The 23,650-nt window shown below is 63.7% G+C and carries 19 protein-coding genes and 1 pseudogene; 12 read left to right on the forward strand and 8 right to left on the reverse strand.

Features of this window, described 5'->3' with window-relative positions:
• Positions 1 to 6: 6 nt before the first annotated feature.
• On the reverse strand, positions 7 to 1,929 hold the full coding sequence (locus V6657_RS28220) for a cytochrome c/FTR1 family iron permease (RefSeq protein WP_012435821.1): 1,923 nt from the start codon (positions 1,927 to 1,929) through the stop codon (positions 7 to 9).
• Between the two features lie 160 nt (positions 1,930 to 2,089).
• Positions 2,090 to 2,524, reverse strand: coding sequence for a Cd(II)/Pb(II)-responsive transcriptional regulator (gene cadR, locus V6657_RS28225; RefSeq protein WP_012435820.1), 435 nt, complete (start codon positions 2,522 to 2,524; stop codon positions 2,090 to 2,092).
• 85 nt (positions 2,525 to 2,609) lie between these two features.
• On the opposite strand from cadR, the pseudogene V6657_RS28230 reads away from it, so the two are divergent.
• The 3 genes and pseudogenes from V6657_RS28230 to tnpC form a co-directional block, all read left to right on the forward strand.
• A pseudogene (locus V6657_RS28230) lies at positions 2,610 to 3,224 on the forward strand (cation transporter); the annotation flags it as partial.
• A 152-nt stretch (positions 3,225 to 3,376) separates the two neighbouring features.
• Positions 3,377 to 6,376: a Tn3 family transposase gene (locus V6657_RS28235; RefSeq protein WP_004637366.1), complete on the forward strand. Its 3,000-nt coding sequence runs from the start codon at positions 3,377 to 3,379 to the stop codon at positions 6,374 to 6,376.
• Positions 6,369 to 6,704: a Tn3 family transposase post-transcriptional regulator TnpC gene (tnpC, locus tag V6657_RS28240; protein ID WP_012430353.1), complete on the forward strand. Its 336-nt coding sequence runs from the start codon at positions 6,369 to 6,371 to the stop codon at positions 6,702 to 6,704. The genes V6657_RS28235 and tnpC overlap by 8 nt, the downstream gene beginning before the upstream one ends.
• Positions 6,705 to 6,869: 165 nt before the next feature.
• On the opposite strand, the gene V6657_RS28245 is transcribed toward tnpC, so the two are convergent.
• From V6657_RS28245 to V6657_RS28265, 5 genes are read right to left on the reverse strand one after another with little or no spacing between them, the layout of a single operon-like run.
• Positions 6,870 to 8,063, reverse strand: a complete 1,194-nt coding sequence (locus V6657_RS28245; protein ID WP_004637351.1) for a tyrosine-type recombinase/integrase — start codon at positions 8,061 to 8,063, stop codon at positions 6,870 to 6,872.
• 34 nt (positions 8,064 to 8,097) lie between these two features.
• The gene (locus V6657_RS28250) at positions 8,098 to 8,739 is read right to left on the reverse strand and encodes a hypothetical protein (protein WP_004637349.1); all 642 of its coding nucleotides are present in this window, start codon (positions 8,737 to 8,739) and stop codon (positions 8,098 to 8,100) included.
• Between the two features lie 14 nt (positions 8,740 to 8,753).
• Entirely contained in the window at positions 8,754 to 9,029 is a 276-nt protein-coding gene (locus V6657_RS28255; RefSeq protein ID WP_004637348.1) for a type II toxin-antitoxin system RelE/ParE family toxin, read from the reverse strand.
• On the reverse strand, positions 9,029 to 9,292 hold the full coding sequence (locus V6657_RS28260) for a ribbon-helix-helix domain-containing protein (protein ID WP_004637345.1): 264 nt from the start codon (positions 9,290 to 9,292) through the stop codon (positions 9,029 to 9,031). The genes V6657_RS28255 and V6657_RS28260 overlap by 1 nt, the downstream gene beginning before the upstream one ends.
• Before the next feature lie 51 nt (positions 9,293 to 9,343).
• Positions 9,344 to 9,616 (reverse strand): DUF2807 domain-containing protein, encoded by a 273-nt coding sequence (locus V6657_RS28265; protein ID WP_338755751.1) that lies wholly within the window; start codon positions 9,614 to 9,616, stop codon positions 9,344 to 9,346.
• Positions 9,617 to 9,622: 6 nt separating this feature from the next.
• On the opposite strand from V6657_RS28265, the gene V6657_RS28270 reads away from it, so the two are divergent.
• From V6657_RS28270 to V6657_RS28310, 9 genes are all read left to right on the forward strand, one after another.
• Positions 9,623 to 9,862: a hypothetical protein gene (locus V6657_RS28270; RefSeq protein ID WP_338755753.1), complete on the forward strand. Its 240-nt coding sequence runs from the start codon at positions 9,623 to 9,625 to the stop codon at positions 9,860 to 9,862.
• A gap of 425 nt (positions 9,863 to 10,287) precedes the next feature.
• Positions 10,288 to 11,325, forward strand: coding sequence for a DNA-binding protein (locus V6657_RS28275; protein WP_004637342.1), 1,038 nt, complete (start codon positions 10,288 to 10,290; stop codon positions 11,323 to 11,325).
• A 223-nt stretch (positions 11,326 to 11,548) separates the two neighbouring features.
• Positions 11,549 to 12,097 carry a DUF4148 domain-containing protein gene (locus tag V6657_RS28280; RefSeq protein WP_039016765.1) on the forward strand — a complete coding sequence of 183 codons (549 nt, stop codon included), beginning with the start codon at positions 11,549 to 11,551 and terminating at the stop codon, positions 12,095 to 12,097.
• A gap of 187 nt (positions 12,098 to 12,284) precedes the next feature.
• Positions 12,285 to 14,993 carry a heavy metal translocating P-type ATPase gene (locus V6657_RS28285; protein WP_071556409.1) on the forward strand — a complete coding sequence of 903 codons (2,709 nt, stop codon included), beginning with the start codon at positions 12,285 to 12,287 and terminating at the stop codon, positions 14,991 to 14,993.
• 111 nt (positions 14,994 to 15,104) lie between these two features.
• The gene (locus tag V6657_RS28290) at positions 15,105 to 16,412 is read left to right on the forward strand and encodes an efflux RND transporter periplasmic adaptor subunit (protein ID WP_039016767.1); all 1,308 of its coding nucleotides are present in this window, start codon (positions 15,105 to 15,107) and stop codon (positions 16,410 to 16,412) included.
• A complete protein-coding gene (locus V6657_RS28295) occupies positions 16,409 to 19,585 on the forward strand; it encodes an efflux RND transporter permease subunit (protein ID WP_012614062.1) in 3,177 nt (1,058 codons plus the stop codon). The genes V6657_RS28290 and V6657_RS28295 overlap by 4 nt, the downstream gene beginning before the upstream one ends.
• 20 nt (positions 19,586 to 19,605) lie before the next feature.
• Positions 19,606 to 21,111 (forward strand): efflux transporter outer membrane subunit, encoded by a 1,506-nt coding sequence (locus V6657_RS28300; RefSeq protein ID WP_048936108.1) that lies wholly within the window; start codon positions 19,606 to 19,608, stop codon positions 21,109 to 21,111.
• 49 nt (positions 21,112 to 21,160) lie between these two features.
• Positions 21,161 to 21,547 carry a MerR family transcriptional regulator gene (locus V6657_RS28305; protein WP_023110694.1) on the forward strand — a complete coding sequence of 129 codons (387 nt, stop codon included), beginning with the start codon at positions 21,161 to 21,163 and terminating at the stop codon, positions 21,545 to 21,547.
• Positions 21,548 to 21,626: 79 nt separating this feature from the next.
• Complete coding sequence (locus V6657_RS28310) at positions 21,627 to 22,808, forward strand: MFS transporter (protein WP_049285968.1); 1,182 nt, start codon at positions 21,627 to 21,629, stop codon at positions 22,806 to 22,808.
• 155 nt (positions 22,809 to 22,963) lie between these two features.
• Here the strand turns inward: V6657_RS28310 and V6657_RS28315 are convergent, their stop codons facing one another.
• Positions 22,964 to 23,536 (reverse strand): TetR/AcrR family transcriptional regulator, encoded by a 573-nt coding sequence (locus tag V6657_RS28315; RefSeq protein WP_017638772.1) that lies wholly within the window; start codon positions 23,534 to 23,536, stop codon positions 22,964 to 22,966.
• Between the last annotated feature and the right edge of the window lie 114 nt (positions 23,537 to 23,650).

Consider the following 23,650-nt stretch of genomic DNA (forward strand, 5'->3'; position numbering starts at 1 on the left):
GCGACGCTACGCTTTGCTCGACGCCGATCGAAGGTTGTACGCAACGGTGGCAGCAATGATCAGCAAGATGACCACCTGAGCAATCACAGTCTGCACAGAGGGGTAAATGCCGAGCACGTCGATGCGAGGCATCGAAATCGGCGTGATATGCAGGAAGCCGACCTTCTGCAGCGCCGCAACCCCTTTACCGATCAGCACCACGGCAAGCACAGCAACCAAGGCCGAGCTGAAGGCAAAGAATTGGCGGATCGGCAAGCGCGCGGAGGAGCGCAGCAGAACGGCGGCGATGACCGCCAAGATCGCAATCCCCGAACCCAACCCGGCCAGCAGGTAGATGCCATTCCCTTCGCTCCACAGCGCGGCGTAGAACAGCACGGTCTCAAACACCTCGCGATACACCGTCACGAACGACAGCACGAACAGCATGATCGCTGAGCGCTTGTTCAGCGCGGAGGACAGCTTCTGCTTCACGTAAGCCTGCCAGCGACCAGCCAGGCTTTTCTGGTGCATCCACATTCCGACGCCGAGCAGGACCACGGCCGCAAAGATCGCCGAGAAACCTTCGGTCATCTCACGGCTGGCACCGCTCAAGTCCACGAGGTAGGTGGCGACGGCCCACGTCAGCCCACCAGCGGCCAGCGCAGCAATCCAGCCCGCATGGACGTACGGAAGCACGTCGGTGCGCTCGGCCTTCTTCAAGAACGCCATCATGGCGACCACGACGAGCAGCGCCTCAAGGCCTTCGCGCAGCAGGATCGTCAAAGCGCCCAGGAACGTCGACAGCGGATCGTTGGTGCCGCCCAGCGCATCCTGGGCGTCGGTCAGCATGGTCTGCAGACGCTGGGCGATTTCCCGTACCTGCTCAGCCTGGCCGGTTGTGATCGCGTTGCGGTATAGGCCCATCGTTTTTTCGATGTCCTGGAACAGCGTCTCGTTCTTGGCGGCCAAGGCCGGCTCAACCGGCTCAAAGCCGTCGAGGTAGGCAGAAAGCGCAAGGCGCGAGGCCGTCGCTTTGTCACCCTTATCGAAGGCGGCCACGCTTTCTTTCAGCTTGTCCTTGGCGATCGCGAGACTATCCGCGTTGGAGGCGCTTAGCACGTCTGGGGCGCTTCTCAGGTAAGCGGTCAGTTGGCGCGCAGCATCCGGGCTGATCGACTTGGCCAGCGAGGCTTCTGACGTCTGACTGAGCTTGGCGAACGTGGGCACCGCGTTGTGCAGTTCGGGGCGGGACGCCCACAACTTGGCGCCGGCTTGCCGATCCGCATTGGTATATGACAGGGTCGAAGCGAAATAAGCCAGCGCCCAGCGATCGTCATCGGTGAGCTGCGCGAAGCTGGGCATCGAGGTGCCTTCGACACCGCGCGTGATGATTTGCTGGAGGGCGAAGACACTGCGCTCCTGGGCACGTTGATGGTCGGCCAGGGCAATGGGCGGCGGGCTCAGTTTGGCGGCCAGCGGGCCATCTGCGTGCCCGGAAGCGCCGTGGCAGGACGCGCACTGGCTTTGATACAGCGTGGCCCCACGCTTGAGGTCGGGCACTTTGCTGGGCGCCATGGGCACCGGATAGGCCGCCAGCAAGTCGTCTGCGAGCTTGTGGGCCTGTTCGCCAACGGCGGTGGGTGCAGCTTTGTCGCCGATGAGCGCGCGCAATGTGCCGGCATCCTTGAGCAAGATTTGCGTCTGCGGCCCGGCCGGCAGCTCGGCAATCTGACGTTCCGCCGCATGCGCAAACTCCTGCATCTCGGCGTACTCGTCGGGATTGGCCACTTGGCCATCCTTGACGGAGCGGCCATAGTCAACCGCTAAATAGTCCAGCAATTGCCAGACTTGCTTGGTCTTGTCTTCGGTAGACAACGTGTCGGCATACGCGCCTGAGACCGATGTCAGCAGGTAGAACAGTATGAGGGAAACGATGCGCTGCAGTTGCATGAAGAGCCTACCGGAAAAGCGGGAGAAATGGCTTTAAATGAGAATGATTGTAATTCATGTTTCGCAACAAGGACATCGGCATCTCCCCGCAAGCGCGAAGGCAACCTGTTTCACGTCGGATCAGTGCGCGAAATCGAGATGACGCCCGATCGGCCACGCGTCAGCCCTGATGAGGGGCGTCGGCGTCGCACGCGCAGCCAGCTTCGGACAACCCTTGCAGGATTCCGCAGGCCTCAGCGGCTCGCCCGGCCGAACAGGTTTCGCGCAGAGCGCACAAGTGATGCTTTAACACCGCCAGCGCTTCGATGCGCCGCTCGACCTCATGGATGTGCTTGTCCAGGAGGGTGTTGACCCCACCGCAATCCTCGGCCGGTTGTTCGCGGTAGCGCAGCAGGACACGGACGTCATCAAGCGGCATATCCAGCGACCGGCAGTGGAGGATGAACTGCAGCCGTTCAATGTGCCGCTCACCGTACAGCCGAAAGTTGCCCGAACTGCGATCTGGCGAGGGCAAGAGACCCTCGCGCTCGTAGTAGCGGATGGTTTGAATCGGACAGGCTGTGCGCTTGGCCAATTCACCGATCTGAATGCTCATGATGTCGGGCAAAGGTCTCTTGACTCTATAGTAGCTATAGAGTGTGTACTTGAGTCCAGTCCATTTCAAGCGATTAGGAGGTGCTGTGAGCGAGTGCGGCTCCAAGGGATGCGGCTGTGCTGCCCCTAGCGTGGTGACGCCGGCGGACGTCGATACGGCCAGTGTCGACCTGAAGCGATCCCGCTATCAGATCGACAACATGGACTGCCCGACCGAAGAAGCGCTCATTCGCAATAAGCTTGCGGCGCTGCCCGGCGTGGTGAAGCTTGAGTTCAACCTGATGCAGCGCTCGCTGGCCGTACACCACCAGTTGCCATCTCCGGCGCCGATCGAGCAGGCGTTGTCAGCGATTGGCATGCGAGCGATTCGCTCGGACGAAACCTCTGCCGGGCAGAGCACGGTCCTGACCATCCGCCAGATGGACTGCCCGACCGAGGAGACGCTGATTCGCGGCAAGCTCGCAGGACTGCCTGGTGTGACCGGCCTTGATTTCAACCTCGTCCAGCGCACGCTCGCGGTCCATCACGCCGCGGGCTCGTTGCCGCAAGTGCTGGCCGCCATTCAATCGCTCGGCTTTGAGGCCGAGGTCCGCGACACGTCTGCCGCTGCACCCGCTTCCGCCCAGGATGCCACGCCCACCAAATGGTGGCCGCTTGCCATTGCGGGCACCAGCGCCGTGTTGGCGGAAGTGGTCTATTGGGGTCATGCCAAGATAAGGCCAATTCGCTATCATAAGCCCGCCAGTTATGTAGAAGTTTGCATGCATGCCTCTTGGTTATAAAGAGCCTCTGGATTTCCGCCTTTGCCGTCGGCTAGACTGGCCGGCCCTTCAGCGATTGTGGAGATCCCTGTATGGCCACCGTCGAGCGCACTGCCTACCCGCGTTTCCCAAAGGTCTTCTCCACGAAAGAGCTGCAGGCCTGCTACACGCCGACCGCTGAGGAGTTGGACTGGGCAACCCGCTCGACCCGCGGCCAGAGTCCGCGCCTAGGTCTCTTGGTGCTGCTCAAGATCTTCCAGCAACTGCACTATTTCCCCTATCTTGATGCGATTCCCACCGCCGTAGTCGATCACGTGCGAGTTTGCGCGGGGTTGGACCCCGATACGCCGTTCGGTTACGACCGCAAAGTCTCTCCCACGCTGTTCCGGCATTACGTCGTCGTGCGGCAATTCCTCGGCGTGCAACCCTACATTGGCACCGACGCCAATGAGGTCACCATCCGCGCTGCACGTGAAGCGGCCGAGACGATGGATCAGCCGGTGGACATTATCAACGCGACTATTGATGCGCTGATCTTGCAGCAGGTTGAACTGCCTGCGTTCTCAACGCTCGACACCATCGTCGAGCAAATCCATGCCCGCACCCAAAACGCAATGTTCAGGCGGGTCGCACGCCGGCTCTCTGAAGAGGATCGGCAGCGCCTGGACAAGCTTCTCACGCGCGAATTCGCCAACCGGCAGACCGCCTACAACAACATCAAGCGACATGCCCGGCGGCCCTCGCGCAAACACCTGAACCTGCTGATCGAGCATCTGGAGTGGTTGGATTCTTTTGGCGACCTATCCGGCGTCCTGGAAGGCGTGCCTGCCACCAAGCTACGTTCGCTGGCCAACCAGGCCATGGGCCTGGACGCAGCCAACCTCAAGGAAACGCTGCCTGAGAAGCGCTATACGTTGATCGTGGCCTTGCTTGCTCACATGCGCGTGCGCAGTCGCGACGATCTCGCCGAAATGTTTATCCGGCGTATGGGCGCGATCCACAAGCGGGCCCAGGACGAACTGGAATACATCCAGTCTCGCCAGCGCGCCAAGCTCGAAGGCCTTGTCACCGTGCTGGACGGTGTCGTCGATATCGTCGCCGATGGCGGTGACGATGCCCGAATCGGCGCGCAGGTGCGCAAGCTGTTGGCTCCCAATGGCGACCTGGAGCCCCTGCGCGAGCGCTGCGCCGAAGTGCGGGCTTTCAGCGGCAACAACTATCTGCCGCTGTTGTGGCGGCACTTCCGCGCCCACCGTTCGGTGATGTTGCGCCTCGCCCGCGTGTTGGAGTGGGAGTCGACCAGCCAATCACGCACGTTGTTAGCCGGGCTGGAGGTCGCGCTGGAAAACGAATCACTGCACCGGGAGTGGATCGCTGCTGAAGTCGATCTCAGTTTTGCCTCCGAGCGCTGGCGCAAGCTGGTCCGGCGAGCGCACCACGAGGGTCCGCCCACCAACCGGCGCTACTTGGAGTTGTGCGTGCTGTCCCACATGGTCAACGAGTTGCGCTCGGGTGATCTGTGCGTGGTGGGGTCAGACGCCTTTGCCGACTACCGGGGCCACCTGTTGCCGTGGCGCGAGTGCGAGCGGCGCTTGCCAGAGTACTGCGCCAAGCTGGATCTGCCGGCCAACGCGCAGGAGTTCGTCGCGCACCTCAAGCAGTGGCTGGCCGACGCCGCGCAGACGCTGGACAAAAGTTTTCCGGACAAGCGCCAGCACGTCACCATCAGCGCTGACGGCGAACCCTTACTCAAGCGCACCGCTGCGCGCGAAACTCCGCCCTCGGCCGTTGCCTTGCAGCAGGCGCTGATCCGCCGCATGCCGACGCGCAACCTGCTCGACGTGCTGGCCAATATCGAGCACTGGACCCAGTTCACCCGGCACTTCGGGCCGCTCTCCGGCAACGATCCTAAGATCCGCAACGCCGCCGAACGCTATCTGCTGACGATCTTCGCGATGGGTTGCAATCTCGGACCCACTCAAGCTGCGCGCCATATGGGCGATCGCGTCACCCCCCATATGATGTCGTTCGTCAACCGGCGGCACATGAGCCTGGAGAAGCTGGAGACCGCGCAGCGCGAGCTGATCGAGCTGTACCTGCGCCTGGATTTGCCTAAACACTGGGGCGACGGCAAAACGGTGGCCGCCGACGGTACCCAATACGACTTCTACGACAACAATCTGCTGGCCGGCTATCATTTTCGTTACCACAAGATGGGCGCCGTGGCTTACCGGCATGTGGCCGACAATTACATCGCGGTGTTTCGGCACTTCATCCCGCCTGGTGTGTGGGAAGCCATCTATGTCATCGAAGGGCTGCTCAAGGCCAACCTGAGCGTCGAGGCCGACACCGTGCACGCCGACACGCAGGGGCAGTCGGCGGCGGTCTTCGCTTTCACCCACTTGCTTGGCATCAATCTGATGCCCCGCATTCGCAACTGGAAGGAACTGGATCTGTACAAGCCCGATGCCGGCGTCAAATACAAGCACATCGATTCGTTGTTCTCGGCGGTGGTCGACTGGGATCTGATCGCTTTTCACTGGCAGGACCTGATGCAGGTGGCGCTGTCGATCCAGGCCGGCACCATCTCTTCGCCGCTGCTGCTGCGCAGATTGGGCTCGGAGAGCCGCAAGAACCGCCTCTACCTGGCCGCGCGAGAACTGGGCAACGTCGTGCGCACCGTGTACCTGCTCGAATGGGTCGGCAGTCGCGAGCTGCGCCAGGAAGTGACCGCCACCACCAACAAGATCGAGTCGTACAACGGCTTTGCGAAGTGGTTCTCGTTCGGTGGTGACGTGATCGCGGAAAACGAGCCCGAGGAGCAGCAGAAACGCCTGCGCTACAACGACCTGATCGCCTCGGCCGTGATCCTCCAGAACACCGCAGACCTGATGCAGGCCCTACGCACGATGGTCAGCGAGGGCATCAAAGTGAACGTCGCCGACATCGAATTCCTGAGTCCTTATCTGACCCACAACATCAAGCGCTTTGGTGACTACAAGCTGCACCTAGAGCGCGTACCGGAGGCCTGGATTCGCGATGGGTTGTTCGCGGGACCCGCCCGCGCTGTCCGCAGGGCTCGCCATGCCTGAGACCAAGACCCCCTACGGGGATGTCGACAGCGAAGCATTGCAGGGGCTCCGGCAGTCGTTCGATACCCGCACCATTCTGCATGCGGTGGAGTTGCTCGATGGGATTCGAGCACGATGCGCGCCGGACGGGTTGCGCGACGATCTGCTGCGCCTGCACGGCATGGCTCATACCGTGATTAACGACGCGAGCCTAGCCTACAGCACGGATGGACCGACACTGGTTGAACAAGTCGACGCGGTGCTGATGGAGCTTGGCGACTGGCTCGCGGCACTGGAGCGGATGCGCCAATCATTGGAGCCACTGGAACACCTGAGCCCAGCCGACTAGCCGAGCCATTCGGCCCGAAAGCCAACGTAGAAGGCGTCGCCACGCTTCGTTGGCCAGCTCATGGTGGCGCCTTCGATGCGCTGGCTGCCATGGCGATTTGCCCGTTTTCGTGGGTGATGCCGGCAGCCGCCGCGCGTGGAGCATGCCATCGAGAATTGGGTACGCTCAGTTCCAGCCAAGCCGGTGGCTGGCTTGCGTTGCCTGGTGGCGTGCGTCATCTTCCGCGTGGAGGTAGACACTCGTCGTGGCGAGCGACGCATGGCCGAAGTTGTCACGCACGAAGCGCAGGTCCACCTGTTGGTCGGACATGTGCGAGCCGGCCGTGTGGCGCAGCCAGTGGGACGATGCGCTGGCGAGCACGTCAGCCTGCGCGCCAAACTCGGGACCCTGTGCACGCACGCGGTCGGCCGCGAGCTTGAACACCTCCTTGACGATCAGGTGAATCGCCGCGCGCGATAACGGCTTTTCCGGGCCGATCACGGGCAGCAGCAAAGGGCGTGTTTCGCCGATCTGCGGTGACGGCGGCAGGCCGCAGATGCGCCGATAGCGCGCCAGCTCCGCGATCAGTTCATCGGTGGCGGGCACCAGGCGCGTCTTGCCGCCTTTGCCGTGCACCTCGATCCACCAGCGCTCGACGCCCGCCGCGTCCCGGCGAGAGAACACGGCGCCCATGCGCGTGGAGGCGATTTCCGCTAAGCGCAGGCCGGCCAAATACAGCACGGAGAACAACCACCGGCAACGGGCCGCGTGCAGCCGGTCGCGTTCCGTCGCGACGGGCAGGGTTTCGATCGTGGCTTTGACGATGTCCCAATGCGCATGCGTGAGGTAGCGCGTCACGCGCGGGGCTGTCTTGGCGCTGCGACGGCGCGCGAGCGAGAGCGGATTCCCGGCGAGGTATCCGGCTTGCACCAGCCAGGCGAAGAGCGCGTTGAGGATCGTCATCGCATGCCGCACGCTCGTGGGCGACAGTGGACCGGCGAAGGGGCGCCAGTCGGGCGAGCTTCTCGCCAGCTTCTTGCGTGAGGCCATCACCCAACGCCAAGCTGGCTGCGGGTCGGCCAGGAAGCGCTCGTAGAGCAGCAGGTCCTCGTGGGTGAGTGAAGACAGCGGCTTGCCGTGCTGGAGAATCGCCCACAGTATCAGGCGTTCGGCTTCCTTGCGGTAGGTGGCGACCGTGCCGGGCACGCCGGCATAGCGGGCGAGCCACGCAGCCACGGCGGCCAGGTCGTCATCCGCCGTGATTTGGCGGCTCGCTTCGCGTGCGCGGTTGGCGCCGTGAAGGCCCGAGAGCGCTGGCGGGATGCGCAACTGCTCGATGGCCACCGCGGGACCGTTGAACGATGGAACGGGATGGGTCATCGATGCAGGGCCGCCGTCCTAGCGTGCGGGCGTTTCACCACTCGAAGTCCGGCCAGTCTTCGTCGCTGTCGACGAAGGCGGTGGGTGGGATGACATCGGGGCGCAACGTGATATCCGACTTGGCCAAGATCCCGTACATCGGGTCGAACGTCGCCATCACCTTGGGCAGCATCTTGAGGCGCTGTTTGGGCGGCAGTGCAATGAAGTACCGGCAGCGGCTATCGAGCACGCTGTCTAGGTGGACATAGGTGGCGCTCGCAGCGGACCGCGTGCGGTGGATGACTTCATCGGCCAACACCGGCGTGGCGGCGCGCACCGCCGATTCGACCACGTGCTCCAGCTCGAACATGATCGACTGGTCCAGCTTGTTGGTCGGGATGAAGGCCATGGCCTGGCGCAGCACCCCGACTTGCGTCAGGAGTACGGGCCACAGGACTTCGACGCCGTAGATACGGCAACGGTCGTCCTTGGTATCGCCGCGTTGGTCCACGCTGCGCTGCCCCGAATAGGCTTTGCGCACGTCGTACGCCAAGCCGAGCACGAAGCCTTCCTTGTCCTCGATGTAGACGCTTTCCTGCACGACGTAGTGGATGAAGCCGTGCAGGCGCTCCAGCGCCGCGAAATCCCACCACAATGCGACGCCGGCATGGTTCGGCGTCAGTCGGTACTCCAGCATGGTCTTGCTCCCTGTTATCGGTCTTCGCGGGTGTGCCACAGCCGCAGCAGGTAAATGCTCTCGCCCCGGATCTCGTAGCGCATTTCATACTGGCCGACGAGCATGCGCCGCACTTCGCGCGGTTCGAACTGGAACAGTTGCTCGCCCACGCGCGGGTTGGTCAGCAGGATTTCTGGCGCCTTGACCAAAGCCTGCACCGCGCGCGCGGCGGCCGGCCTGTTCACCGGCGCGAGAAACTCATACAGGCGCGTGAGGTCTTCCTGCGCCTTGCTGGTCCACTGCAGTTCCATCAGCGCGGCACCGGCTCACCGGCACCCAGGCTGTCCGCCCAGGCCTGCACGGCCTGGTGGCCAATGACGCGGCCGGCGTCCACGTCGGCCAGCGCCTCGCGGGTGAGGCGGTCGCGCTCCTCTTCCTGGGCGATCCAGGCCGACAGTGCCTGTTTCATGATCCAGCCGCGCGAGCGTTCGAGGCGGTCGGCCAACTGGTCCACCTTCTCGGCCAGCGGCACTGGGACATGTGCGGTCAATACGCGGGTTTCGGCTTTGGACATGGCGTCCTCCTGAAATCGGGTCAATGCAGCGGAGTGCTGGGCCTGCCGCCGTCAACGAAACTTGATCGTGCCGGAGCCAGCCACGTGGTCGTCCCAGCGCAGCGGGTTGCCCCGCACGACGATGTCACCCGAGCCGGCCACGCGGGCGCGCACCTCGGTCCGCACGAAGGCGTCAATGTCGCCGGAACCCGCCACCGACAGGTCGGCCGACTCGGCGATCAGCGCACTGGCATCGACATCGCCAGAGCCCACGACCTGCACGTGCAAGCGGGCGACGTGGCCGCTGGCGGTGATATCGCCCGAACCCGGGATTTCCAGGTCCAAGGCGTCTTGCTGCAGATCGAGCAAGGTGACATCGCCGCTGCCCTTGATCTTGATCGCCGGGAACTCGGGCAGCGCGATGCCGACCACCGCGCGCGGCTGGTGCAGGAAATGGCCGGCCCGGTGGGCTTGCCGTTCACGATGTCGCCCAAGACCACCGAGCCGACCGTGCCGTGGAAGGTCATGTGGCTGCTGCCGAAGCGGATCGACACGCCTTCGCGCTCGATCACCAGTTTGTCGCCTTTGTAGGCGGTCCGGACCGAGGTCACCGCATCCGCCGTTTCGCCGGCAACGACCAGCGTTGGCGTGTCCGCGCGCCGGAACACCATGTCGACCGAGCCTTTGACGACGATCTTGCGGATCGGCTGCAGGGGACGCTCCTCCTTGAAGGCGGCTTCAAGGCGATCCCAGCCGGTACCGGTGGAGGGCATATCGGAGAGATTCATGAGGTTCGGCGTCATCCAATCATGTCGATTAGAAACCAATCATAGTGATTCAACGTAGGACAATCAACCGCCTGCGAGGTCACCTCGGGCGAGGCGTATTGTGCGGGGCCAGTGCGCAGTATAGTCTAGACAGAAGCGTACTTATGTCTCAAGTTTGTACTTGAAATTATGAAATCACGCGGTTTACGGCATATTATTGACTCATTCGAACTGAAATCCAGGCCCGTCATGACGCTTGACCCCGCATCCACCGCCGAAGACCAAGCGCTGCAGGCCGATATCGCGGCGCTGCGCGGCCGTTTCACCGAGACGCGGGAGCTGTACCGCGAAGTCTGCGCGCTGCTGTTTTTCCGCTATGGCGTCACACCGACGGCCAACAAGCTCTACAGTCTGGTGCGCAAGGGCAGCATGAGCACACCTTCCCACGTGCTGAACCGGTTCTGGCAGGACCTGCGCGACAAAACACGGGTGACGATCGACCACCCAGATCTCCCCGAGGCCTTGAAGCAGGTTGCCGCCGAGGCAGTGTTGGCCATCTGGCAAGCGGCCTCGTCCGCGGCGGCCACCGAACTGGCCGCACTGCGGGCCGAAGCGCGCCACCAGGCGCACGCCGCCGAAGCCGCGCGCGACCAAGCCACTGCGGAAAGCGAAACCGCGCGACAAGCGACCGCGGTCATTCAGGCACAGCTGGACTCGGTGCGCGGGCAGCTTGCCGCGCTTCAAGAAATGCTGTCTGCTGAGCGCCAGGGCCACGCAGCAACCGAAGCGCGTCTGCAGGAGACCCGCCGGCAGTTGGACGAGGCGGCACAGCAGCTCACACAGGCTCGGGTTGAATTTGGCGCGCAGCTCGATCGTGAGCGGGCCCGCGCGGATGCAGCAGAAGAGCGTGCCGCCAGCCACGAGAAACGTGCGTTGCGCGAGATCGACCAGGAGCGCACCGCCCGTCAGAAAAGCGACAAGCTGGCCGATGAGCTACGTGCGCAGGTTGTGGCCGCGCGTACCGCGATGCAAGAAAGCGCCGTGACACATGCCAATGCGATCGGCACGTTGCGCATGGAACTGGGCGCAGTGCGGCAGCAGGCGGAGGGAGCCGCCACGCGGCAGCGTGAAACGGCCGAAGAACTGGTGCAGACCCAGTCGTTGCTGGAGGAGGCGCTACGGCGGGCTGAGCGCGCCGAAACCGAAGCGGAAACAACGCGCCGGCTGGTGAGCGAGTTGAAGAAGGCAACACCAGGACGCGTTGGCCAGCGGACGAAAGCGCCGTGATCCTTAATTACTGAAACGTATGATTCGCGCCGCCTTCATTACTTGAAGGCTTATGATAGCGAACTGGCCTCATCTTGGCATGACCCCTAGAAGACCCCACAAGCAAAAAGCACTCTAAAAATAAACACTTGAACATATCTTCATGTGTGTTATTATTTGTCTACGGGGTATCCGAAAGGCGTAAGGACCACGCCATTATTTTTAACGTCAAGGAGTATTGACCATGTCCAAGAAAATTCGCTTTGCTGTTCTGCTTTCCGCACTTTTTGCTGCTGGAGCAAACGCTCAACCGTTCGCCGCAGATATGACACGGCAACAGGTCCAAGAAAATCTGACTGCTTGGAGGCAATCTGGGCTGGAAGCGTTGTCTCGCGGCGAAAGCGGCCCGGATACGTCCAGCCCTCAATACCAGGCTGCCTTTCAGCGCTACTTGCAATTGACCCAAGGTGATATGTATCAGGCGCCCTCAGCAGGAAAGACTCGTGCTGAAGTGATGGCTGATTTGGAACTGTGGAAAATCTCCGGCATGCACGCGCTCACCTCGCGCGGAATCACCACCGCTTCGCACACCCAAGCCTACCAACAAGCCTACGAGAGCTACCTCCAGCTCAAGCTGGGTGCGGCTTACAAGGCTCCGGTGGCATTGACTCGTGCTCAAGTAAAGAGTGATTTGGCAGATTGGCAGGTTGCGGGAATGGCTGGATTCTGGGCTGGTGAGCAGACGCCTGATACCTATAGTGATGCCTACCGCACCGCATTTGAAACCTACTAGATGCTGCGCAACAAAAAATGACTTAATGGCAGCAGCATAAAGCAGCGGTCGGATGGTTCAGCCAGAAAGAGATTCTTTCTTTTTTTTGAATAAACATACAAACAAGTGTTCATTTGTTTGTATAACATTCCGATCGCTGATTTGTGCGTCCTGCCACGGCGATTACTCAGAGAACCAGGAGATTGATATGTCTTTGGAAACAAAGGACGGCACAGGAGCGCAGGACGAACAACTGGGCTTTCGGGTCGAAGGTATGGATTGCGCCAGTTGCGTCGGCAAGATTGAAACAGCGCTTGGTCGAATTGATGGCGTATCAAATGTACAGGTTAATTTTACAAATGAGACGCTGACGTTGACGCGCAGCACAAGTAGCCGAAATACTGCACGCGACATTGCCAAGAAAATCCGGTCCCTGGGCTTCGACGTGCAGGCACTGCCCGCGTCCGAAATGTCCGCAGCACCTGCACCGCGCCATGCGGCCCACGCGCATGACCACGCCGGCTGCGGCGGCCACCATGACCATGGGCATGCCCACGACCACGGGCACGATCATTCGCACGGCAAAGCGTGCGGTGATGACCATGGGCATGCCCATGGTCACGGCCATGCCCATGACCACGGTCACGATCACGGGGCCTGCAGTGGGCATGACCATGCGCCGGCCTCTGCCTCCCGTGGAGCACCCAGCACGCCCCCCAACGTGTCCATGCGCGTCGAGGGCATGGACTGCGCCAGTTGCGTCGGCAAGATCGAAACGGCCCTCGCTCGCATGGATGGCGTGTCCGATGCCCGCATCAACTTCACCGCAGAAACGCTGGAATTGACGCTCGCGTCTGGCGGCCCCACGCAGCTCGGCCACATCGAGAAGACCATCAAGAGCCTGGGCTTCGGCGTCTCCGACGTGCGCCGCCATGATGGCTCAGCACCCGCGGCCCCAGCAGCAGCATCGACGGCGCGCCATCAGCGCTGGTGGCAGACGAAGAAAGGCAGGCACGTGCTGGGCCTGGGCGGCCTGATGGGCTCGGCCTACGCGATCGCGCAGTTCGTTCCTGGCTACGCTGAATGGATCTTCGCCGCTGCGGTGATCGCGGGCGTGCTGCCGTTCGCTCGCAAAGCCTTCGCGCTGGCTGTGTCAGGCTCGCCGTTCTCTATCGAAACGCTGATGGTCGTCGCCTCGCTGGGCGCGCTCGTGATAGGCGAGGCCGAGGAAGCTGCTGCCGTGGTGTTCCTGTTCGCGATCGGCGAGCTGCTGGAAAGCGTGGCCGCCGGCCGCGCGCGCGCCGGCATCAAGGCGCTGGCCTCCCTGGTGCCTAAGACGGCGGTACTGCTCGATGCCGCGGGCGGGCAGCGCGAAGTGCCCGCCGCTTCCCTGCGCGTGAGCGACCGCGTGCTGGTGCGCCCTGGTGACCGGGTGCCTGCGGACGGCAAGATCCTCCGCGGTGAAAGCAGCCTGGACGAGTCGCCTATCACCGGCGAGTCCGTACCGCGTCAAAAGGCTATCGGTGCCGACGTGTTCGCCGGCTCCATCAACGTCGATGGCGTGCTCGAAGTACAAGTCGAGAAGACGGCATCGGACAACACCATTTCTCGCATCATCCAACTGGTGGAGCAGGCGCAGTCCTCCAAGGCGCCCACGGCTCGCTTCATCGAAAAGTTCAGCCGCTACTACACCCCTGCCGTCATGGCCATCGCGGCGTTGATCGTGGTGGTTCCGCCACTTGCCATGGGTGGCGACTGGGGTACCTGGCTGTACCGCGGCCTCGCACTGCTGTTGATTGCCTGCCCATGTGCGCTGGTGCTCTCCACACCGGCGGCCATCGCCTCGGGCCTTGCGGTGGCCACACGACGGGGCCTGCTGATCAAGGGTGGCAACGCGTTGGAAACCATCGGCCGCGTGCGCGCAATTGCCTTCGACAAGACTGGCACGCTGACCGAGGGCAAGCCGCGCATCACCGAGGTCCTGCCCTTCGGGCTGTTCAAGCATCAACAGGTCCTTGCGCTTGCCGCCGCTGTCGAGTCCGGCTCAAACCATCCCTTGGCGAAGGCCATTGTCGCCCATGCCAAGAGCCTGGACGTGGCGATTCCCCAGGCCACGGGCGCATCGGCCATTGCCGGCAAGGCGGTGCGCGCCACCGTGAACGGCAGTGCGCTCGCTGTCGGATCGCCCGCCCATGCGGAACAGACGGCCACGCTGACAGCCGCGCACCGCAGGGAAATCGACAAGCTGGAGGATGGCGGCAAGACCGTGGTGGTCCTGTTCGACGAAGCCAGCAAGAACGTTCTGGGCCTGCTGGCCCTGCGCGACGAGCCCCGCCGCGACGCGCGCGAAGGCGTGGCCCAGCTCAACGCCATGGGCGTGCGCTCGGTCATGCTGACCGGCGACAACCGCCGCACCGCGCAGGCGATCGCCGGCAAGCTGGGCATCGAGTGGGAGGCCGAGCTGCTGCCGCAGGACAAGCTGCGCTTGGTCAACGAGATGAAGCGTGATGCCAAGGTGGCGATGGTCGGCGACGGCATCAACGACGCGCCGGCCTTGGCGACCGCCGACGTGGGTATCGCCATGGGCGGCGGCACGGACGTGGCGCTGGAAACCGCCGATGCCGCGCTGCTCAAGAGCCGCGTCACGGACGTGGCCCACCTGGTGGCCCTGTCGCGGGCGACGATGGCCAACATCCACCAAAACGTCGTATTCGCCATTGGCCTCAAGGGCTTGTTCCTGGTCACCACCGTGTTGGGTATCACCGGCTTGTGGGTTGCCGTGCTGGCCGACACCGGCGCCACGGCCCTGGTCACGCTGAACGCACTGCGCCTGCTGCGCTTCAAGGGCGCGCCGGAGGCCAACCACGGCGACGACGCCGGGCGTCCCACCACCTTGCCCGTGCCGTCTGCCCGCTGAGGCAACAAGAGGGCTTGACCTTGCCGTCGTTGTAACGCCTAGCCTCCACACAAATGTCTGTAGAGCGCTTCGGAAGGGCCGGAGTCCTGCATCCAAGAAAGGGTCACTTCCATGCGTAAAAAAATCAGAATCATTGTGGTGGCAGGCGTCATCGCAGCCGTCGGGGGGATAGCGATCGCTGCCCGCGACGCCAAGGACGAGGGCAAGGCCGCGGCGCCCCCGGCGGGCGCGCCGATGGCGCCGCAGGTGCCCGTGGCCGAGGTCATTACCCGCACGGTCGCGCCATCGGCCGAGTACACCGGCTTCCTGGCCGCGCCCAAGACCGTCGAGCTGCGCTCGCGGGTCGGCGGCGCCGTCGATGCGGTGAGCGTTCCCGAAGGTAGCCTCGTGCGCAAGGGCCAACTGCTGTTCCAGATCGACCCGAGGCCGTTCCAGGTTGCGCTCGACACGGCCGTGGCGCAACTGCGTCAGGCCGAGGTGCTGGCCAGCCAGGCCCAGGCCGACTTTGACCGCGCCGAGCGCCTGGTGGCGACCGGCGCCGTCGCGCGCAAGACCTATGACGATGCCGCCTCCGCACGCAACGCGCGCCAGGCTCAGGTGCAGGCGGCTAAGGCCGCCGTTGCTGCGGCTCAGCTGGACCTGTCCTACGCCCGCGTCACTGCGCCCATCGCCGGGCGCGTCGACCGCGTGCTCGTGACCGAGGGCAACTTGGTCAGCGGTGGCGGCGCCGGCGCGGCCACGCTGCTGACCACGATCGTATCCATCGACCCGTTGCACGTGTACTTCGACATTGATGAGGCCACCTATCTCAACGTCGTCAGCCGCTCGCGGCCCGCTGCGGGCGCCGGTAGCAAGGCTTCGCTGCCCGTGCAGGTCGGGCTGACCACGGACAAGGGTTTCCCGCACAAGGGCGCGCTTGACTTCGTCGGCAACACCATTGACCGAAGCACCGGCACGATCCGCGCGCGCGCCGTTGTGCCCAACCCGGATGGGCGCATGGCACCCGGCATGTTCGCCCGGGCCAAGCTGTCCACCGGCGCGGCGCGCGAGGCCGTCCTGATCGACGATCAGGCCGTGGGCACCGACCAAGGGCGCAACTACGTGCTGGTTGTGGGCGAGAACAACCAGGCCCAGTACCGGCCCATCGAACTGGGGCCGGTGGTGGACGGGCTGCGCGTCATCAACGGCGGCCTGCAGGCCGGTGAGAAGATCATCATCAAGGGCCTCGTGCGCCCCGGCATGGCGGTCACGCCGCGCATGGTGCCCATGCAGGCGCCCGCGGCACCGGCCGCCGGCGCGGCCGGCGCGACCAAGGCTGCGGCAAACGCTCCGGCTCCCGCTGCGGCGCCTGCCAAGGCCGGTGGCGCGGACCCCGCCAAGGCTGACGGCGCGGCCGGCTCGGCGGAGGCCCGCAAATGAATTTCCCCCGCTTCTTCATCAACCGGCCGATCTTCGCCATCGTCCTGTCGGTGCTGATGCTGATCGCAGGCGCGATCAGCTACTTCCAGCTGCCGCTGAGCGAATACCCGCAGGTCACGCCGCCGACGGTGCAGGTCACCGCCAGCTATCCCGGCGCCAACCCGCAGGTGATCGCCGACACCGTGGCATCGCCGCTGGAGCAGGCGGTCAACGGCGTGGAAGGCATGATGTACATGCAGTCCCAGATGTCCACGGACGGGCGGATGGTGCTGACCATCTCGTTCGAGCAGCACATCGACCCCGACGTCGCGCAGATCCAGGTGCAGAACCGCGTCTCACGCGCGCTGCCCCGGTTGCCGCCCGAGGTCCAGCGCATCGGCGTGGTCACCGACAAGACCGCGCCCGATATTCTCATGGTGGTGCATATGCTCTCGCCGGGGGACCGCTACGACCCGCTGTACGTGTCCAACTACGCGATGCTCAACGTGCGCGACGAACTGGCGCGCCTGCCGGGCATCGCCAACGTGATCATCGGCGGTGAAGGCGAGTACGCAATGCGCGTCTGGCTCGACCCCGAGAAGGTCGCATCGCGGGGCATGACCGCCAGCGATGTGGTCGCCGCCATCCGCGAGCAGAACGTGCAGGTCGCAGCCGGCTCGATCGGCCAGCAGCCGAATGCGTCGGCCGCCTTCCAGGTCAGCGTCAATGCGCTGGGGCGCCTGACCACCGAAGAGCAGTTCGGCGACATCGTGATCAAGGCCGGCGCCAACGGCCAGGTGACCCGCCTGCGCGACGTCGCACGCCTGGAACTGGGCTCGGACAACTACACCATGCGCGGCCAGCTCGACGGCGAGAACGCGGTCGGCCTGCAAATCCTGATGACGCCCGGCTCCAATGCCCTGGACACGTCCAGCGCGGTGCGCGCGACGATGGAGCGGCTGCAGGCCAAGTTCCCCGAAGGCATCGAGTACAAGATCGCCTACGACCCCACAGTCTTCGTGCGCGCCTCGCTCCAGTCCGTCGCCGTCACGCTGCTGGAGGCCATCCTCCTGGTGGTGATCGTGGTGGTGCTGTTCCTGCAATCTTGGCGCGCGTCGATCATTCCACTGATCGCCGTGCCGGTCTCGCTGGTCGGCACGTTCGCGGTGATGCACATGTTCGGCTTCTCGCTGAACACGCTGTCGCTGTTTGGCCTCGTGCTCTCCATCGGCATCGTGGTGGATGACGCCATCGTGGTGGTGGAGAACGTGGAGCGCCACATGGCGCTGGGCGAATCGCCCAAGGATGCGGCGCGCAAGGCGATGGATGAAGTGACTGGCCCGATCCTGGCCATCACCTCGGTGCTGGCAGCGGTCTTCATCCCCTCGGCGTTCCTGTCGGGGCTGCAGGGCGAGTTCTATCGCCAGTTCGCGCTGACCATCGCGTTCTCGACCATCCTGTCGGCGATCAACTCGCTTACGCTGTCGCCAGCGCTGGCCGCCATCCTGCTCAAGCCGCACCACGGCGCGGCCAAGCCCGATCGTCTCACGCGCATCATCGACGGCGTGTTCGGCGGCTTCTTCCGCCGCTTCAACCGCTTCTTCGATCGCGCCTCGAATTCCTACGTCGGGGGCGTGCGCCGCGCGGTGCGCGGCAGCGCCATCGTGCTGCTGCTCTACGTCGGCTTCCTGGGCCTGACCTGGCTGGGCTTCCACAAGGTGCCTGCGGGCTTCGTGCCGGCCCAGGACAAGTACTATCTCGTGGGCATCGCCCAGCTTCCGACCGGCGCCTCGCTGGATCGCACCGAGGCGGTCGTCAAGGAGATGACCAAGATCGCACTGGCTGAGCCGGGCGTCGAGAGCGTGGTGGCCTTCCCGGGCCTGTCGGTCAATGGACCGGTGAACCAGCCGAACACCGCGCTGATGTTCGCCATGCTCAAGCCCTTCGATGAGCGCAAGGACCCGTCGCTGTCGGCCTTCGCCATCCAGGGCAAGCTCATGGGCAAGTTCAGCCAGATCCCGGACGGCTTCGTTGGCATCTTCCCGCCGCCGCCGGTGCCGGGCCTGGGTTCGATGGGCGGCTTCAAGCTGCAGATCGAGGACCGGGCGGGCCTGGGTCCCGAGGCGCTTGCGCAGGCACAGGGCCAGATCATGGGCAAGGCCATGCAGGCGCCCGAGCTGGCGAACATGCTCGCCAGCTTCCAGACCAATGCGCCGCAGTTGCAGGTGGACATCGACCGGGTGAAGGCCAAGTCGCAGGGCGTATCGCTGACCGAGGTGTTCGACACCCTGCAGGTCAACCTTGGCTCGCTCTACGTCAACGACTTCAACCGCTTCGGTCGCACCTACCGGGTCATGGCCCAGGCCGATGCGCAGTTCCGCATGCAGGCTGAGGACATAGGCATGCTCAAGGTGCGCAATGCAGCGGGCGACATGATCCCGCTGAGCGCGATCGCGACCATCGAGCGCAGTTCCGGCCCCGACCGGGTGATGCATTACAACGGCTTTCCCTCGGCCGACATCAGCGGCGGGCCAGCGCCGGGCTACTCGTCCGGCCAGGCCACCGCCGCGATTGAGAAGATCGTGAGCGAATCGCTGCCGGACGGTATGACCTACGAATGGACGGACCTGACTTTCCAGGAAAAACGGGTTGGCAACACGGCGATCTACATCTTCGCGCTGGCGGTGCTGCTCGCCTTCCTGTTCCTGGCGGCCCAGTACAACAGTTGGTCGCTGCCGTTCGCTGTGCTGCTGATTGCACCCATGGCGCTGCTCTCGGCGATCGCCGGCGTCTGGCTCTCTGGGGGCGACAACAACATCTTCACGCAGATCGGTTTCGTGGTGCTGGTCGGCCTGGCTGCCAAGAACGCGATCCTGATCGTGGAGTTCGCCCGCGCGAAGGAAAGCGAAGGGGCCGATCCGCTGGCAGCCGTGCTCGAAGCCGCGCGCTTGCGGCTGCGCCCGATCTTGATGACGTCGTTCGCCTTCATCGCTGGCGTGGTGCCGCTGGTGCTGGCCAGCGGTGCGGGCGCCGAGATGCGCCACGCCATGGGCATCGCGGTGTTCGCCGGCATGCTGGGCGTGACGGTATTCGGCCTGGTGCTGACGCCGGTGTTCTACGTTGTGGTGCGCAAGCTGGCGCTGCGCCGCGAAGCGCGCCATGCCCGTGGCGGCATGACCGACCAGCACGCATGACGGCCAGGAGGACATACGACATGAAAACATCTTTCGCATTCACACGACCCGCCAGGACGCTGGCGCCGCTCGCCCTCGCGGCGGCGCTGGCTGGCTGCTCCATGGCACCGAAGTATGACCGGCCCGCAGCGCCGATCGACACGGCCTATCCCTCGGGCGCGGCCTATGTGGAACTGGCGGCCGCGACGCCCGACGACGCGATCACGGCCGAGATCGGTTGGCGGGACTTCTTCCGCGACCCGCTGCTGCAGCAGTTGATCGGCATTTCGCTGGAGAACAACCGCGACATGCACAAAGCCGCGCTCAACGTGGAGGCGGCTCAGGCGCTGTACCGTATCCAGCGTGCCGAGATGCTGCCGAACCTGGGCGTTTCCGCCCGCGGCGCGTCAGAGCGCGTACCGGCCGACCTCAGTACCACGGGGCAAAGCGACGTGCTCCGGCGCTACGACGTGGCCGGGGTGACGGCCGCCTGGGAGCTGGACCTGTGGGGCCGCATCCGCAGCCTCAACGACCGGGCGCTGGCGTCCTACCTGGCCCTCGACGAGACCCGCATCGCCACGCAGATGAGCCTGGTGTCCGAGGTGGCCAGCGCCTACCTCACGCTGCGCGCCGACCAGGAACTGCTGCGCCTGACGAGCGACACCCTCGCCACACAGAAGCGCTCCTATGACCTGACCACCCAACTGGTGGAAGCGGGAAATTCCACGCAGCTCGACCTGCGCCGCGCGGAGATCGCGCTGCGCACCGCCGAGGCCAACCGCGCCGCCTACACGCGGCAGGCGGCCAAGGACCGCAACGCGCTGGTGCTGCTGCTGGGCCAGCCGCTGACGCCGGAGCTGTCCCGGCAGCTTGACGAGGCCGTGGCGCTGCCGGACGACATCGTGCCGACCGACCTGCCGAGCGGCCTGCCGTCCGAACTGCTCGCGCGTCGGCCGGACATCCGCGCCGCCGAGCAGATGCTGATCGGCGCCAACGCCAACATCGGCGCGGCGCGGGCCGCGTTCTTCCCGACGATTAGCCTCACGGGCTCGGCGGGCACGGCCAGCGCTTCGCTGGACGGCCTGTTCGATTCGGGCTCGCGGGCCTGGAGCTTCCTGCCGCAGATCACGCTGCCCATCTTCCGCGGCGGCGCGTTGCGAGCCAATCTGGACGTGGCACAGGTACAAAAGAGGATCGAAATCGCCAACTACGAGAAGTCTATCCAGGCGGCCTTTGCTGAGGTGGCTGACGGCTTGGCGGGCAAGCGCACGCTTGATGAGCAGATCCGCTCGGAGCAGCTCCTGGTAGCGGCTAGCCAGAAAGCCTACCAACTAGCCGAGCAACGCTTCCAGGAAGGCGTGGACGACAACCTCACCTTGCTCGATGCGCAACGCACACAGTACGGTGCGCAGCAGACCCTGGTGCGCACGCGCCTGACGCGGCTGAACAACCTCATCCACCTCTACAAGGCGCTGGGTGGCGGCTGGACTGAGCACATGGTGCAATCGGGCGCCACCGGGCAACCATCCGCCCGGTCGCCGGGATAAGGGCTATGCGCAACGGCGGCGTTCCCCATCGTTGCGCACGGAGAACCGGATGAGGATCGGTGAACTTGCGCGCTTGACGGGCACCCCCCCGGAGAACATTCGGTTCTACGAGCGGGAGGGCCTGTTGCAAGCCCCGGAGCGGTCACGCAACAACTATCGGCGCTATGGCCCGGCCCATGTCGAACGGCTTCACCTGATTCGCAACTACCGTGCCTCGGGAATCGGCCTGGATGACGTGCGCCGCCTACTGGGTTGGGCACATGAGGGGGTCCTGGAACCTGAGCTGCTAAGGCAGGCTGTCCAAGGCCATCTCGCCTGTGTTGAGGAACGCATGGAGCAACTGATCCAGGTGAAAGAGCACCTGCTCGCATTGGCCCTGCACGGTGCTGCTTCCGCCGGGGCTTCCGAGGATGGACCGGCTCGCGATGGTTCGTGAGCATCGCATGTCCATATAACTGAATATATATTCATGCGTGTAATATTTCCGGCCAGACAAACGAATAAGAAAGACGCCCATGACCGACCAGAGCATCACGCGCCGAAACATCGGCGTTCTCACCGCCGCGCAGGCGCTCGGCGGCGCCAGCGCGCCCATCGTGATGTCGCTGGGTGGGCTGGTCGGCCAGCAGCTTGCCAAGAATTCGGCCTGGATCACCTTGCCCGTGAGTCTGTTCGGCCTGGGTCTTGCCATCGGCACCTTGCCTGCCGCCTTCATCATGCGGCGCCATGGCCGCCGCAACGGATACGTGGTGGGGGTCGGCTTCGGCGTGGCCTCGGGCCTGATCGCCGCGTTGGGCATCATGCTGGCCTCGTTCTGGATCTTCTGCGCCGGCACCTTCCTGGCGGGCTTCTACGGCGCGTATGTGCAGAGCTACCGCTTCGCAGCCGCCGACACCGCCGAGGACGCGCTTAAGGCCAAGGCCATTTCCTGGGTCATGGTGGGCGGTCTCGCGGGCGCCATCATCGGGCCGCAGTTGGTGATCTTCACGCGCGATGCGGTAGCGGGCACGCCCTACGTTGGCAGCTTCCTCAGCCAGGCGCTGCTGCCGCTGATCGCCTTGCCGATCCTGCTGATGCTGCGCACGCCGAGCCAGACCCAGGCCGAAGCAGTCGCCGATAGCGGTCGGACGGTGCTGCAGCTCTTGGCGATGCCGCGCTATCTGCTGGCCGTGGCTGCGGGCGTGGTGTCCTATGGGGTGATGGCGTTCGTGATGACGGCCGCGCCGGTGGCGATGGTCAACCACGGGCATTCGGTGGACAACGCCGCCCTAGGAATACAGTGGCACCTGCTGGCGATGTTCGGGCCGAGCTTTTTCACAGGACGACTGATGGTGCGCTACGGCAAGGAGCGCGTGACCGCCGTCGGCATGGTGCTGCTCGCCGCCTCCGGGGTGGTGGCCCTGGGCGGGCTCGGCCTGTCCCACTTCTGGGGCTCGCTGGCGCTGCTGGGCATCGGCTGGAATTTGAGTTTCATCGGCGCCACGGCGATGGTCACCGACTGCCACACCCCGGCCGAGCGGGGCAAGGCGCAGGGCATGAACGACTTCTTCGTCTTCGCCGCCACGGCGGCCGTGTCGTTCCTCGCGGGGTCGATCCTGCACAGCTCGGGCTGGCAAGCGGTCAACTGGATGATCTTCCCGGCCTTGGCGCTGATCTTGGTGCCGCTGCTGTGGCAGGGGCGGTACGGTTGCAACTGACTTGACTTGGGGCATTGATCGAGGACTGGAAGCCGATAAGTGGCCCGTTCCGGCACTACACGACTTGTCTCCACTGCTGAAACTTCGGAAAGCTACTTTGCCGTTCCACCTTTATTGATGGTCAAAGAGTTGTATGGACAGATGAATTTAGTTAGTTAGTTAGATTTATCAAGAAGCAGTTTAACCACGGCTTTGGCTTTGCGAGCAGCGTGCAGATCTCCAAGAACGTGAGCCTGAATAATCGCCCCTTCAAGCAACATAGCAATTGTTTCAGAGATTTGAACTATCGATTCTCTGGACGTTATGACAAGTGAAGTGTGGTGTGTGATCCATCGCAGCATAGCCTCTTTGTTTCGGGCGCAAAGCTTATGTATATCATGATCCGGATTGCTGAATTCGGCGCTGACATTAATGAAATAACAACCCAAGAAAAGTGGCTTGGATTGATCGAGACCCTGAAACAGATCGTCAAAAGCATCAAGCATGGCATACAAGGCGTCCCTACCTGGCGTCGCTTCGTGCAAACGCAAATCGAGCCAAGAGAAATACTGCTGATCACAATATTCGACGGTCGCAGCAATTAGATCTTCCTTGCTGGAGAAATGGTTATATAGCGTTTTCTTGGCAATGCCGGACTCTTCAAGTACCCGATTGATGCCAACAGCATGAATGCCGTACTTATAAAAAAGGTTAAAGGCAGTTGCGACTAACTGTTCTTTTTTGTCCATGATGTTATTCATCGTTGTGAGGATTCATACGCGACATGTTGACACAAGGAGACAGGGTTGTCTACAATCCCTCAAGGAGACCGATCTGTCTCTTTCTTTGCAATTTCCTTGAGG

The organism is Ralstonia sp. RRA (assembly GCF_037023145.1).
Classification (GTDB): Bacteria; Pseudomonadota; Gammaproteobacteria; order Burkholderiales; family Burkholderiaceae; genus Ralstonia.

What these genes read in the sequence shown, in the direction of transcription:
- V6657_RS28305 (WP_023110694.1), top strand. Translation starts at nt 21,161, where the DNA reads ATGAGGATCGGTGAACTTGCGCGCTTGACGGGCACCCCCCCGGAGAAC.
- V6657_RS28255 (WP_004637348.1), bottom strand. Translation starts at nt 9,029, where the DNA reads ATGGAACTGCAGTGGACCAGCAAGGCGCAGGAAGACCTCACGCGCCTG.
- V6657_RS28250 (WP_004637349.1), bottom strand. Translation starts at nt 8,739, where the DNA reads ATGCTGGAGTACCGACTGACGCCGAACCATGCCGGCGTCGCATTGTGG.
- V6657_RS28245 (WP_004637351.1), bottom strand. Translation starts at nt 8,063, where the DNA reads ATGACCCATCCCGTTCCATCGTTCAACGGTCCCGCGGTGGCCATCGAG.
- V6657_RS28275 (WP_004637342.1), top strand. Translation starts at nt 10,288, where the DNA reads ATGACGCTTGACCCCGCATCCACCGCCGAAGACCAAGCGCTGCAGGCC.
- V6657_RS28280 (WP_039016765.1), top strand. Translation starts at nt 11,549, where the DNA reads ATGTCCAAGAAAATTCGCTTTGCTGTTCTGCTTTCCGCACTTTTTGCT.
- V6657_RS28310 (WP_049285968.1), top strand. Translation starts at nt 21,627, where the DNA reads ATGACCGACCAGAGCATCACGCGCCGAAACATCGGCGTTCTCACCGCC.
- V6657_RS28220 (WP_012435821.1), bottom strand. Translation starts at nt 1,929, where the DNA reads ATGCAACTGCAGCGCATCGTTTCCCTCATACTGTTCTACCTGCTGACA.
- tnpC (WP_012430353.1), top strand. Translation starts at nt 6,369, where the DNA reads ATGCCTGAGACCAAGACCCCCTACGGGGATGTCGACAGCGAAGCATTG.
- cadR (WP_012435820.1), bottom strand. Translation starts at nt 2,524, where the DNA reads ATGAGCATTCAGATCGGTGAATTGGCCAAGCGCACAGCCTGTCCGATT.
- V6657_RS28285 (WP_071556409.1), top strand. Translation starts at nt 12,285, where the DNA reads ATGTCTTTGGAAACAAAGGACGGCACAGGAGCGCAGGACGAACAACTG.
- V6657_RS28290 (WP_039016767.1), top strand. Translation starts at nt 15,105, where the DNA reads ATGCGTAAAAAAATCAGAATCATTGTGGTGGCAGGCGTCATCGCAGCC.
- V6657_RS28315 (WP_017638772.1), bottom strand. Translation starts at nt 23,536, where the DNA reads ATGGACAAAAAAGAACAGTTAGTCGCAACTGCCTTTAACCTTTTTTAT.
- V6657_RS28235 (WP_004637366.1), top strand. Translation starts at nt 3,377, where the DNA reads ATGGCCACCGTCGAGCGCACTGCCTACCCGCGTTTCCCAAAGGTCTTC.
- V6657_RS28300 (WP_048936108.1), top strand. Translation starts at nt 19,606, where the DNA reads ATGAAAACATCTTTCGCATTCACACGACCCGCCAGGACGCTGGCGCCG.
- V6657_RS28260 (WP_004637345.1), bottom strand. Translation starts at nt 9,292, where the DNA reads ATGTCCAAAGCCGAAACCCGCGTATTGACCGCACATGTCCCAGTGCCG.
- V6657_RS28295 (WP_012614062.1), top strand. Translation starts at nt 16,409, where the DNA reads ATGAATTTCCCCCGCTTCTTCATCAACCGGCCGATCTTCGCCATCGTC.